This is a genomic window from Microbulbifer sp. MI-G (genome assembly GCF_030440425.1).
Taxonomy (GTDB): Bacteria; Pseudomonadota; Gammaproteobacteria; order Pseudomonadales; family Cellvibrionaceae; genus Microbulbifer; species Microbulbifer spongiae.
Map to the genome: position 1 here is coordinate 1,966,357 of NZ_CP098023.1, position 12,875 is coordinate 1,979,231.

The 12,875-nt window shown below is 51.3% G+C and carries 9 protein-coding genes; 6 read left to right on the plus strand and 3 right to left on the minus strand.

The annotated features are described in order from the left end of the window. From M8T91_RS08375 to M8T91_RS08385, 3 genes are read right to left on the minus strand one after another with little or no spacing between them, the layout of a single operon-like run. A complete protein-coding gene (locus M8T91_RS08375; RefSeq protein WP_301418682.1) occupies positions 1-1,275 on the minus strand; it encodes a glycosyltransferase in 1,275 nt (424 codons plus the stop codon). Continuing rightward, positions 1,272-3,512, minus strand: a complete 2,241-nt coding sequence (locus tag M8T91_RS08380; RefSeq protein ID WP_301418684.1) for a hypothetical protein — start codon at positions 3,510-3,512, stop codon at positions 1,272-1,274. Before M8T91_RS08380 ends, M8T91_RS08375 begins: the two co-directional genes overlap by 4 nt. Beyond that, positions 3,512-4,219 carry a TVP38/TMEM64 family protein gene (locus tag M8T91_RS08385; protein ID WP_301418686.1) on the minus strand — a complete coding sequence of 236 codons (708 nt, stop codon included), beginning with the start codon at positions 4,217-4,219 and terminating at the stop codon, positions 3,512-3,514. The genes M8T91_RS08380 and M8T91_RS08385 overlap by 1 nt, the downstream gene beginning before the upstream one ends. Positions 4,220-4,639: 420 nt before the next feature. Here M8T91_RS08385 and M8T91_RS08390 point away from each other — a divergent pair, with 420 nt between their 5' ends. The 6 genes from M8T91_RS08390 (at position 4,640) to M8T91_RS08415 (ending at position 12,672) form a co-directional block, all read left to right on the plus strand. Continuing rightward, complete coding sequence (locus M8T91_RS08390; protein ID WP_301418688.1) at positions 4,640-4,972, plus strand: hypothetical protein; 333 nt, start codon at positions 4,640-4,642, stop codon at positions 4,970-4,972. A gap of 164 nt (positions 4,973-5,136) precedes the next feature. Beyond that, the gene (locus M8T91_RS08395) at positions 5,137-5,652 is read left to right on the plus strand and encodes a Dps family protein (protein ID WP_301418690.1); all 516 of its coding nucleotides are present in this window, start codon (positions 5,137-5,139) and stop codon (positions 5,650-5,652) included. Between the two features lie 814 nt (positions 5,653-6,466). Continuing rightward, positions 6,467-7,542, plus strand: a protein-coding gene (locus tag M8T91_RS08400) for an IS3 family transposase (RefSeq protein ID WP_301418692.1) whose coding sequence is annotated in 2 segments (ribosomal slippage) — positions 6,467-6,716 and positions 6,716-7,542 — 1,077 coding nt in all. Because the reading frame shifts where the segments join, the coding sequence is not laid out codon by codon here. Positions 7,543-7,916: 374 nt separating this feature from the next. After that, entirely contained in the window at positions 7,917-8,873 is a 957-nt protein-coding gene (locus tag M8T91_RS08405; RefSeq protein WP_301418694.1) for a UDP-glucose 4-epimerase family protein, read from the plus strand. A 107-nt stretch (positions 8,874-8,980) separates the two neighbouring features. Then, a complete protein-coding gene (locus M8T91_RS08410) occupies positions 8,981-10,006 on the plus strand; it encodes an MraY family glycosyltransferase (RefSeq protein WP_301418696.1) in 1,026 nt (341 codons plus the stop codon). 662 nt (positions 10,007-10,668) lie between these two features. Further along, positions 10,669-12,672 (plus strand): polysaccharide biosynthesis protein, encoded by a 2,004-nt coding sequence (locus M8T91_RS08415; RefSeq protein ID WP_301418698.1) that lies wholly within the window; start codon positions 10,669-10,671, stop codon positions 12,670-12,672. Positions 12,673-12,875: the final 203 nt, after the last annotated feature.

Here is a 12,875-nt window from a genome sequence, read left to right on the forward strand (position 1 = left end):
TTATGACTCGGGAGTTTGGCTGAGAGCAGCGCCCGCGGCCCCCGTCAGCCCCTCTAGGATTTCCCACTGAGCACCGATCAACTTGCGCAACCGCATCCATTGGGTATACAGGGAGTCATCCATGGGCCAGCCGGACTTGAGCAGGGGCTGATAGAGATCCAGGGCGCGTTGGGCACAACACTTCATGGAGAAATCTTGTGCGGTATTACGGGCTTGGCGTATCAGGGCGTGGCGGTTCTCCTGGGGAAGCTGATGCAGCCAGAGTATTGCCCGAACAAAGCTGCGGGTTTCCCCCTCTGTGACTAAGCGGCCATTGATCCTATCGCGCACTATTTCACGCGTACCATTGGCGTCTAGGGCGATGACTGGAACGCCTGAGGCCATGGCCTCGGATAGAACGAGCCCCTGGGTTTCGGTGGTGGAGGCAAAGACAAAAGTATCCATAGCGTTGTAACTATCCCGGTGCCAACTGCCCAGCACTGTGCCGGGCATGTGCAGGCGTTCAGAGAGACCTCGCCTTACAAAGATCTGTTGTAGCTCTTCCTGCAGCGGGCCGCTGCCGGCGAAAAGGAAGTGGGCGTTTTTCTCGGCCTGCAGAAATTCAGCCACGGCATGACACAAAAAGTGCAGGTTTTTTTCCTGCCCGAGACGGCCGAGATGCCCCACCACAAATGCAGACTCGGGAATATCTAGTTGTCGGCGTACTCTGCCGCCGTCCCCATCGGCATACTGTTCCAGTTGCACACCGGTAGGCACTTCGGCAATGGGTGTTTGCACACCCCGTTGCTGCAACAGCTTGGCAATGCTCAAACTGGGTGCCAGCACCAGATTGGCTAAGTTGGCGTAGCGGGTGGCCAGCTCGATCACAAAGCGCTTGAGTACCTGGGAGTCGGCCGGAACATAGTGCGTGTAGTGCTCATACAAGGTGTGGTGGGTAAACACCAGTGGCAGCTCCCGCTCCCGGGCTACCCGCAGTGCGGTCATACCGAGCAGAAAGGGGTGGTGGGCATGCACTATATCCGGCTGGAACCTATCCAGACGCTCACTCAGATCCGGTGAAAAGGGCAGGGCGACAGAAAAGTCACTGCCGTTGAAATTCTGGATGGCGTGAATCCGCAGGACATGTTGCTCACCAGGTATTTTTTCCGGAAATTCCGGCGCAACCACCAGAACCTCATGGCCGCGCTTGCGGTACTCGGCGCTGAAGGCATCAATCGAATGCGCAACGCCACCGACGTGGGGCAAATAGGTATTGGTGAGCATGACAATATTCACTGGATGCTCAGCTCCACGTGTTGCAAGCCTTCCGTCACCCGTGTGGGCCTGTAGTCGAGGGGATTGACGCAAATCGTTGGCGGCTTGTCATACCAGTCGGCTTCCCAGGATATTGACGGGTTGATGCCGGGATGGATCTCCAAGGTAATGACGCCAAATCGAGTGGGCGCAGGGCCGAAGCGGATGGGTTTTCTGGTGGTGGTGTCGCCGATCCATTCCGGTGGCAGACCTGCGCCTAAAACCAGGATGTCCTGCTCTTCCCGTACAAAACAGTTACGCTGCATGGCAACCCATTCGGCGGCGGCCCAGGCGTGCTGCCCATCTCCCATACAGCCGCCGAGAGAGAGGGGGTGAATCGCCTCCGGCCACTGGCCAGTGGGGGAGGCGAGGCGCGCTACATTTCCCATTAACTCGAGGCAGCGCCGGTCCCCGGCCCGCAACAAGAGCTGAGCAATATGCAAAGTCAGGTAGGCGTTGATCCCCGAGTGGATCATGTCCTGAAAAAAACCGCCGCTGACAAAACAGGTGTCGATCAGGTAGTCAGCCAGGTCGGTAAGGCGGGGATCGTCTGGAGGGTAGAGCTGCAGCGGATAACCGGCGGCTATGGAGCCTATGGCACCCGCGTCCAGCCGCCGGTTGGGAGAGGCGGGCATTGCCGGCCGTCCCAATCTGCGCTCAGCGCTGGCCAGGCTTTTGTTGATGGTGCGCTGAAATGCACTGGCTGCAGCGCTGAAGTGGTGGGCGTTTTCGTCGATTCCTTCCCGTAGGCAGATGGCAGCGGCTGCCTGCAAGCCGGCCACAGCCCAAAAATCATCCCAGTAATAGCAGTCGTTGGGGCCCAGGTGTTCAGCACTGAAACCCGCAGGAAGCAGACCGGCGCAGCGGCTGTCATTCTGAGGCTGTCGTTTGCCAATAATCCATTTTGCCCCCTTGAGCACCGGCTCATACCAGGCCCGCTTGAGGGGTTTGTTGGCCAGTTGGCAGTAGCGGTCAAAAATCCACAGGGCCTCGCCGTTGGAATCCCACTCCCCGTCCTGTGAGTGAAAGAAACCATCGCGCTTTTGTCGTTTGGGAAACTGGTCCAGGGCCCGCTCGGCCCGCTTCGTCAGCCCGGCAAACAACAGCGATTGAATTATAAATGTGGCATCCCGGAACCAGAAGCGTTTGTAGGTATAGGGACCTGGGTATACATCCTTGGGAGAATGCAGGATCAGGGTGCGGATTGCCGCATCATAGAGGAATTGATGATCCTTATCCGGTACCTCAAGGGCGCAGTGCCCTTCCAGGCTTTCTTGCCAGGTTGTGGTAATTGTGTCTTTGTGCGTCTCGGTGACCAGGGGAATAGAGACCTCCAGCTTGCGGGGTTTTTGCCGCTCTATGCGGAACATGGCCGCTGCCGTGGCCATGCCCACGTCACACTCTCCCTGCATGCATCCTTTTTTATCTTTCAGGTGCAGGAAAATATCGCCATTGCGGTAGTCGGACGCCAGGTGCTTGTCTGCAGGGTGTTCGAATTGAACGGCGGGCCGGCCCTCTATCAACCAGTGTCGGCCATTACCCGCCAGGCGCACCTTATGCACAAAACTGACGCCCTCGGGATTGCAGGGGCGCAGTACCACCACTAGCCAGCCACCGCCGTTGCAGCTGGCGGTGAGTGCCATGGTGCAGCAGGGGCCTTCGGGCCCTGCCTGCACCTGTATGCGGTTGCAGAGTTTCAGGTTTTTATGGGCGGTTTCAGTGACTATGGCAATATTGTCCAGATCCAGGTGCTGTTTGCAGTAGGGAAGGGAGGAGGGCGTCAATGTATCGCCGGCGTCATTGATTACCCAGGCATCAATAGACCAACCATCGTAGTGGGGGGTGAGTAGTCCACGGGGATCTACAATCGGCAGCGCCTCGCAGTCCGGCAGCCCTACAGCGGTCCAGTTGCGGTGACTGAGATTGCAATGGGTGATGGAGAAGGCGCGGGGTATAAAGGACTTATCCCGGGGATCAAATTGGCGTTGGATCCAGTAGGGCCAGACCCAGTCCAGATTGTGCTGGATAACTTTACTGTTAATCAATGCACGTGCGTGAAATACCGCTCCGGCCCGCAGCAGTTCAATAGGTTCGCTCACTTCTGAGGGCTCGGCAAAGCGCTGAAGATGCGCCATCAATGTCAAAGGGTCCAGGAAACCATGAGCTGTGGCGAATCGGCGTACGAAGAAGCGCCATGGCAGCCATTTCATCCAGGGCATTATAAATCCTCTTCTCGAACGATTTGTCTGAGGGCGCGGCGCGCCATACGGGTGAGGCCGATCAGGGCCACTACCGCCAGAACAAAGCCCGCGATATATAGGGTCCACTGAAGGGGTGTGCGCTCTTCTACCTTGCCCAGAGAGGTCAGGTCTGCGGCGATGGAGCCGACATAGACGTTGTGAATTGTGAGGGGGATGATGCCCAGCGTGTTTCCCAGCACAAAATCCCGCAGCTTTAGGGGCGTCAACCCAAAAAAGTAATTGGAGAGTTTGAAGGGAAACAGTGGTACCAGGCGCGTTAGCATCACCATCTGCCATCCTTCGCGCCGGATGATTTCGCCGATGGTTGCCGGTTTGATATGGGACATGACCCAGCGTGAAGGCCTTTCACCAAAGAGATAGCGAGCACTGAGGAAGGCGATAGTGGCGCCGAGTACAGTGCCGGCGATTACCAGGAGGGACCCTTTCGGGACCCCGAAAACAAATCCGGCACCCATGGTAAAGATGACACCGGGCAGCAGCAGGATCACCGCCGCTGCGACAATCAGGATAAACAGCAGGCTTGTTTGCCAGCCGCGGTCGTTGAGCCACTGGAGCAGCGCTATCAGTTGTTCATCCAGGTCAAAATAGAATACCAGGCTGAGCGCTCCCGCCACGACGATAAGACACACAGTAAATGCTGCAACTGGTAGGAACTTCGCCGACATAAAACTGCCCGGGAAACCAACATTTGCGAAATTGATCGCCGCCATTTATTAGCCTAGCCAAAGGACAACGGCAGGTGAAACCTCATATTGGCGTTTGGTGAATGTTTAAGGATGAATTTCGCGTTATAGGGGAGAGGTTGCAGAGGCAAAGTATGCCAGCGGCAGAAACAGTAATCCCCAGGTTGTGCTTTCCCAAACTGGTTTTAATAAAACAATAAAAGGCTATAGCAAACGGGAATAGCATGGTGAAATAACAGGCTGGCGTGAGATTGGGCGCAACTGTCTGGTGATGGGCTTGCAGCACATCTACTTACTGGGTCTTAAATATTTTTGCATGGTAGCGAGCCTGTGCCGTTGTTGGGATAGAGGTATTCGTTGTTCAAGGGCGGCTACGTAGTATGAATATTCGCCGGTGCTGCTGTGATTGTTGTATTTATTGGTTTCTCGGACTGGTGGACAGCAGTGTTGTTGATGATCTTCGGTTTTATTCATCTTTTAGGCATCGATATTCAGCAGGTTTCAATTTTCATTCTGACCATCGCCCTGGGGCTTCTGGTGGATGATCCGCTCGTGGCTAATGTTGCTATGCACGACAGATGGCCGCCGGTAATCTCCCCATGGCTGGGGGCGACGATTCTGGCCAAAGCCATATTTTTCGTGACATTTACCAAACAGCACCGGAACCGGTGGTATAGCCCGATTGCCTTGGATTATTATGATTGCGCCGCAGGGGCGAATGGAGGATCCCAGTGAAGAAAAGGCCCTATTTGACCTTGTGTGCCTCCAGTAATTACTGAATGGCAAGTCATGCTACTGCTGTCTAGTATTGAGCCTAGGTGGCGTGAATTTTTCCCACCTGTCTCTTTACTGCCGCTATTGTAACGAGGTTGGTCATGAGAAAGACGGCAAGAGAAACCTTGCATAGCAAAGAACACGCGCGGCTCAATACTCCGACTGATTTGGGTGAACGGGCGCGCGAAGACATTACCGGCTCGGTGAATATGCTGCTGGCGGATACCTTCGGGCTGTTTATGAAAACCAAGAATTTTCACTGGCATGTCAGTGGCCCGCACTTTCGTGATTATCACCTGCTGTTTGATGAACAAGCGGAAGAGATTCTGGGTATGACCGATGTACTAGCCGAGCGGGTGCGCAAGCTAGGTGGCACCACGCTGCATTCCATCGGCCATATCGCCAAACTGCAGCGCGCCTCTGAGAACGATGCGGAGTATGTGGACCCGCAGGACATGTTGGCGGAGCTGCGCGAGGACAATCAGGCAATGATTGCCCGTATGCGTGAGGTGCATGCACTCTGTGATGGGCACCACGATGTTGGAACGAGCAGCCTGCTGGAGGAATTCATTGATCAGGCGGAAAGGCGGGCTTGGTTCCTGTTTGAGGCTAGCCGCAGCTCTGGCTTGATCCGGCACTAGGCTTGAAAGGCATCGTTAATGACCACGTAGTCCATGGATGCTACGTTCAAGCCTCGGAATCAGTGCAAGTTTAATAGGCTTTTGGAATTATCTCTCGCCATCAAAGACTATGGTAAAATCGTGTAAGAAATTATGTTCACAACCACTCATTCTAGATAGATTTATACCCAAGGTCCTTGAATTCGCTCAATCTCAGTTGTTGGGCGAGGCTATATATTGTCGATTGAAAGATGCCTATGTTGAACGGAAACTAATGTCGAGAATTAGTTTTCATTAATCGTTAGGTTGATAGTAATCAAAAGGTTATTTTGTTACTGTAAGCCAGCTTGGTACTTGACACTAAGTATAGAAATTTTTGTCTATTTGAAACTGTTGCTTCAGAAGATGAAATTGGACAGTGCTTTAGATAGTGTCCAAAATTCTCGTATAGTCGATTATTGTAAAGGTCAAGTATTTTGGGCCGCTGTCTTATAGTATTTCAATATTCTCTTTTGCCAATTTCGACGGTAAACTATTGTCGTGTTGATATAGCTGCATTTGGCTATAGTAACCAATAATATAATTATTGATGTCCCGCGTGGTTGCCAAAAAATTTGGTAGTTAACCTCTGGAACCCACTTCGTTTTTAAGCTTTAGAAGATGCTATCAGCCTCCGCATTGTTCAGTAGTTCCCATGGAGACCCAGACTCTGTTTCATTCGATAGTGCCAAGGGAACTGCCGGAATTCCAGGCTGGTGTACCCTGGTAATCACCCCGAAAACCCACTGGAACCAAAAGTAGAATTTTCCCGTAAAATACGCGCAGGAGATTCTGCATGAAAAAATCGAAGTACAGCGACAGCCAGATTCTGGCGATACTCAAGCAGGCCGAAAATGGCGTGCCAGTGCCTGAACTATGCCGAGAACACGGTATGAGCTCAGCGAGCTTCTATAAGTGGCGATCCAAGTACGGCGGCATGGATGCCTCAATGATGGCCCGCCTGAAGGAACTGGAGGATGAAAATCGGCGCCTCAAGAAGATGTATGCCGAAGAGCAGTTGAAGGCTGAAATCGTTCAGGAAGCTCTGCAAAAAAAGTGGTAAAGCCATCTCGGCGAAAGGAGATGGCGCGGCAAGCCGTAGCCACACGGTACATCAGTATTCGAATTGCCTGTGCTGCTTTCGGTGTCAGTGAAAGTTGCTATCGTTATCAGCCTGTTCTCAGCGATGAAAACGAGGAGATTGCCGATTGGCTTATCCGGTTAACAAATGAGCAGAGTGACTGGGGCTTTGGCCAGTGCTTTCATTACCTACGCAACGTGGAGGACGCTCAGTGGAACCACAAGCGCGTTTACCGGATCTACTGTGAGCTGGCGTTAAATATGCGAATAAAGCCAAAACGTCGCCTCAAGCGCCAGGCACCAGAACCTCTGAAAGAACCAACAAAAGCGAACCAAGTATGGTCAATGGACTTTATGCATGACCAGCTAAGCGATGGCCGGAACTTCAGGCTGTTCAATGTCATTGATGATTACAGGCGTGAAGGACTGGCAATCGAGGCCGGTTTTTCACTGCCAACGATACGTGTGACTCGCGCTCTCAACCAGCTACTTGAATGGCGGGGCAAGTCCAGCATTATCCGCTGTGATAATGGCCCTGAGTTCATCAGTCATGAGTTTGTAGCATGGGCGAAAAAGCGGCGAATACGGATCGAGTACATCCAGCCAGGCAAACCACAACAAAATGCTTATATCGAGCGAGCCAACAGAACCATTCGGTATAGTTGGCTCAGCAAGCACCTCTTCGACAGCCTTGAAGAGGTTCAGGATTATGCAACTGAATGGTTATGGTTTTACAATCACCGCCGGCCACACAAAGCAAATGGCGGTAAACCACCGTTGATGGTGGCTTAACCTCTACTTTTGGTTGCGGGTAAAAATGGGGGGATTACCCCCTCTTCACTGGTCTGAAATGAACGTTATACTTTCCAGCTGACTTCTCAAATTATCTGCATCCGTGACTCCTTGGTAGAGTTGCATACTCCCATAGTTTCTCAGGCGACTTTTACCACCTTCCCTTGATCAACAACTAATTGCGCCACCTCCAGCTTGAATACTGGACTAATCCATCTTCTTGCAGTGGTTATTTTTTCACCCAATCTTCGCTGGGCGTGATATTATCGCTCAAAGCTAGGTGGCTAAATTCAGTATGCCACCACAACCGGCTCACTTTGTTGGAGCTGTTCAGATGTTTAGGTACCTATGCCAATTTGCTCAAAGAGAACTCAATGAAGAAAGTCATGGTGACCGGAGCATCGGGCTTTGTCGGCTCTAGTTTACTGAGGAGTCTCGCAGAATCCGGATTTCAGGTGATAGCAGCACTTAGACATTCTTCGAGAAAGGTGTATCTAGGAGTTCCTGATATCCGGGTGGAGGGCTTGCTTTCGGATACTGATTGGACTTTGGCCCTGGAGGAAACCGAGGTTGTGATTCATACAGCGGCTCGCGTACATGTAATGAATGATAAAGCAATGGATCCATTATGTGAATTCCGCAAGATAAATGTTGAAGGTACATTGAACCTGGCTCGGCAAGCTGTCAGGCAGGGTGTGCGTCGCTTTATCTTTATCAGCTCTATTGGCGTGAACGGATTAGAGACTTCCACAAAACCATTTGATGAACAATGTGAAGAGAATCCTCATACAGCTTATGCTGTATCAAAATCAGAAGCAGAGACTGAGCTTAATCGATTGCTGACAGGCACGCAAACGGAGTTGGTCATCATTCGTCCACCGCTGGTTTATGGAGTTGATGCGCCTGGTAATTTTGGCCGTTTGATTCGGCTTGTAGCTTTAGGGGTGCCTATGCCACTTGGTTGTATTAACAATCGCCGCAGTGTTGTATCGCTTGAAAATTTAGTCAGTTTTATTACTTTATGTATTGAGCACCCGCTAGCTGCAGGCCAACTTTTCCTTGTGTCAGATGGTGAAGATATCTCGAGCATGGAAATCGTGGCGGCCCTTGCACGTGGTATGAATAGAAAAATGCTTATCCTCCCTGTACCTGATTTTTTGCTCAAGTTTGGTGCGGAACTGTTTAAAAAGAAGTCCCTATATATACAACTTTGTTGTTCTTTGCAAATAGACTCATCTAAAGCCAGAAATATCCTCGGTTGGCGGCCTAGGAAAAATACTGTTGAAGCGCTAGAAGAAATCGGCCGATTATATGTGAAGTATGTCGCATAAAATTTAGTGAGGTGTTCATGACTGATGAAATTCGAAGTTACTTACTTTCCGCCAAAATGAGCGCTTTTTTATTGTTCCTCCACTCACGCCTTGGAATGTTTTACTAAATGATTATTTGGTTATTGTTGCCTATTGTGGTGGGCATTTCGTTCTTCGCAACTGGTGTGTTGCGTCAGTATGCTTTAGCTCAAGATCTTATAGACATCCCTAACATGCGCAGCTCGCATTCGGTCCCAACACCCCGCGGTGGTGGGGTAGCCATCGTGCTGTCCTTTCTGACGGCTTTACCGGTTTTGGCCTTAACTAATATGCTGCCATGGGTGGTGATGTGGGCGCTGTTGGGGTCGGGGGCTGGAGTAGCTGTGATTGGTTTTCTGGATGACCACGGCCATATACCGGCACCTTGGCGGTTATTGGGGCACTTTACAGCAGCCATTTGGGCTTTGTTCTGGCTGGGTGGGCTGCCGCCACTGAATCTGTTAGGAATGGCACTAGACCTGGGTTGGCTTGGTCATGTGCTAGCAGCGTTCTATCTGGTGTGGCTGCTGAATCTCTATAATTTCATGGATGGCATTGATGGCATCGCCAGTATCGAAGCTATTTGTGTGTGCTTGGGTGGGGCTCTGCTATATGCGATACCGGACTTCTCGGGCTCCTCACAAACCACGGCTTACATCGTGTTGGTACTATTAGCGGCTGCGGTAACAGGGTTTCTGTTTTGGAACTTTCCGCCTGCACGAGTATTTATGGGAGATGCGGGCAGCGGTTTTCTTGGCATTACTCTAGGAATTCTGTCCCTGCAAGCCACTTGGGTGGCACCGCAATTGATGTGGAGTTGGTTGATTCTGCTCGGGGTGTTTATGGTCGATGCTACCTGGACGATGATGCGTCGCTTAATCCATGGTAGCAAGGTCTATGAGGCGCACCGTAGCCATGCCTATCAGTTCGCCTCGCGTCAGTTTGGCAAGCACTTACCGGTGACTTTGGTAGTATTGGGGATCAATATGCTTTGGCTGCTGCCACTTGCATTATCGGTCGGATTGGGAAAGCTCGATGGTTTACTTGGTTTACTGGTTGCTTATCTCCCGCTGGTAGTCCTTGCGGTAAAGTTCAATGCGGGGGGGCGGGAATAGGTAGTAAAGCTCTCAGGGTCTAATATTTTAATGATCCTAGCCTGGGATGGCCTCTTGAAGCAAACTCCCATAATTCCAATGTACTGTCAGGCCCCTAATTGTAATATGAGCTCAAAGAAAAAATAGTGTTAATGCTCGGTGCGGAAGAATGTTACATGATCGAGAATAGAATATTGTCCGACGAGTAGTCTTGGGTTTGTTTTGTGGTTTACCGCTGGCCGGAGCTGGTGAGAATTTTCAGTTACTCTGTAATGACGATTAGCGCCCTCTTGGTTGATGTCTTTCAGATGGTACATGCGGCAATTGTCGTGATAAGTAACAATACCGTTTGCGAGTACTGGCAAGCATTGCTGCGAGATTTGGACTTGTCGTTGACTGCCTAGAAATATCTGGACTCATCAAGAGTGCCAGCTTGGAATTAAAAAGCGAAGAGCACAGAAATGGCGTTGGTCATGGATGGAGTACAGGCATTAATTGTATACTGTGCTATCGTCAGTGACCATGGCGCATATTTGCGAGAGTTGCTCATGTGACGTGCAATCGGGTGTATAAGCTTGGTGGTAGGTGGATGATAGCTCTGTTTATTGTGTAGCGGGATGCTTATATCAGGTACCAAGCTGATTGGGTCAATGGGCGTTTTGAGTTGCGGCGGGGAAGAAATTATGGACAAGTTGCGTAATTGGTTGTTGGGGTTATCGCGTCGCAATAAGCGTATCTTGCAAGTAGCGACCGATATGCTGTTGGTGTGGCTGGCATTGTGGCTGGCGTTTGCTATTCGTTTGGGGTTCGACAAGCCAATTAACCCTCTTGGCGCGTATGCCTGGTTGTTTATTAGTGCGCCGGTAATTACGATACCTATTTTCTTCAAGTTTGGCATGTACCGGGCTGTGATGCGGTATTTCGGTAAGGATGCACTGATTAGCATCTTCAAAGCGGTCACACTCTCGGCTCTGGTGTTAGCTTTGGTGGTCTACTGGTACCGCGATCCTCCGGCCACAATACCGCGCTCAGTTGTGTTCATCTATTGTTGGTTGAGCTTGGTGATGATCGGCGGCTTGCGCTTGGTCTTGCGGCAATACTTTATGGGGGATTGGTATGTGGCGAGTCAACAGGTACCTTTTATCAACCGAGTAGATCATTTACCGAAAGTGGCTATTTACGGCGCTGGAGCGGCAGGTAACCAACTGGTGGCGGCGTTGCGTATAGACCGGGTTATGCTACCGGTGGCTTTTATCGATGATGATGTTGGCATTGCCAACCGAGTGATTGCAGGCTTGCGGGTCTTCAAGTCCAAGCATATCCAGCGAATGATTGATCAGACTGGAACCCAAGAGGTGCTCCTGGCAATTCCGTCGGCCTCCCGTGCACGCCGACGCGAGATACTGGAATTGCTGGAGCGCTTTCCCCTGCATGTACGAAGTGTGCCGGGTTTTATGGACCTGGCGAGTGGTCGAGTCAAAGTTGAAGATATTCAGGAAGTGGATGTAGCCGACCTGCTGGGTCGCGATGCGGTGCCTCCACAGAAGATTCTTTTCGAGCGCTGTATCCGCTGTCATGTGGTAATGGTGACAGGCGCCGGTGGTTCGATTGGTTCGGAACTGTGTCGTCAAATTGTAGCTACTGGTCCAACTACGCTGCTACTGTTTGAGCACAGCGAGTTTAATCTTTACAGTATTCATGCCGAGTTGGAGCAGCGGATCCGACGTGAGTCGCTACCTGTGCGATTAATGCCGATCCTCGGTTCAATCAGAAATCCAAGGCTCTTGCTGGATATAATGCGCTCCTGGGAGGTTAGCACAGTTTATCATGCGGCAGCGTATAAACATGTACCAATGGTCGAGCAAAATATTGCCGAGGGTGTGATGAACAATGTGTTTGGCTCGCTGTATACCGCCCAAGCTGCGGTGAAGGCTGGAGTCGAACATTTTGTTTTGATCTCGACCGACAAGGCAGTGCGCCCGACCAATGTGATGGGTAGTACCAAACGTCTTGCTGAGATGGCGCTGCAGGCTCTAAGCCGGCAGTCGGCACCTACATTGTTCAACGATGGCGAAACGATCAACCAGGTTAACAATACACGTTTCACGATGGTGCGATTTGGCAATGTACTGGGTTCATCGGGTTCGGTGATCCCACGCTTTCACGATCAGATCAAACGCGGTGGCCCGGTGACGGTGACACACCCAAATATTACCCGATATTTTATGACGATCCCTGAGGCTGCACAGCTGGTTATCCAGGCTGGTGCCATGGGGGAGGGCGGCGATGTGTTTGTGTTGGATATGGGCAAGCCGGTGAAAATTGCCGAGTTGGCAGAGAAGATGATTCACCTCAGTGGCTGCAGCGTGCGCTCTGAGAGGGATCCGCATGGTGACATTGCAATTGAGTTCACAGGCTTACGACCCGGTGAGAAACTCTATGAAGAGTTATTGATTGGTGACAACGTCAGCCCAACCGATCATCCGATGATTAGATGTGCTACAGAAGACCACTTGTCTTGGGAAACTTTCAAGATTGTTTTGGCTCAACTGCTACATGCGTTAGAGCGTGATGATTATGAATGCGTGCGTCAGCTGCTGCGGGAAACCGTGAGTGGTTACACCCCGGAAGGGGAAATTATAGACTGGATTCACCAGAGGCGATGTAGAGAGCCTGAGTTGGCCTAATCACAGCGGGGTCACTATAAAGTTCGTTGCGTCTTAGCATGGATTTTGCTGGGATGCAGTCGGTCGCGTGACAATGTCAATGCATTTGACTATGCGTAATGTCACCGCTTGGCGCGGTCCGCTCCAGCTGGATTTATTGCATGCTCGCACCAGTGTGTGGATTCAGTCTCTACCAGCCTGGCGCTGTGCGGCAACGATAATGC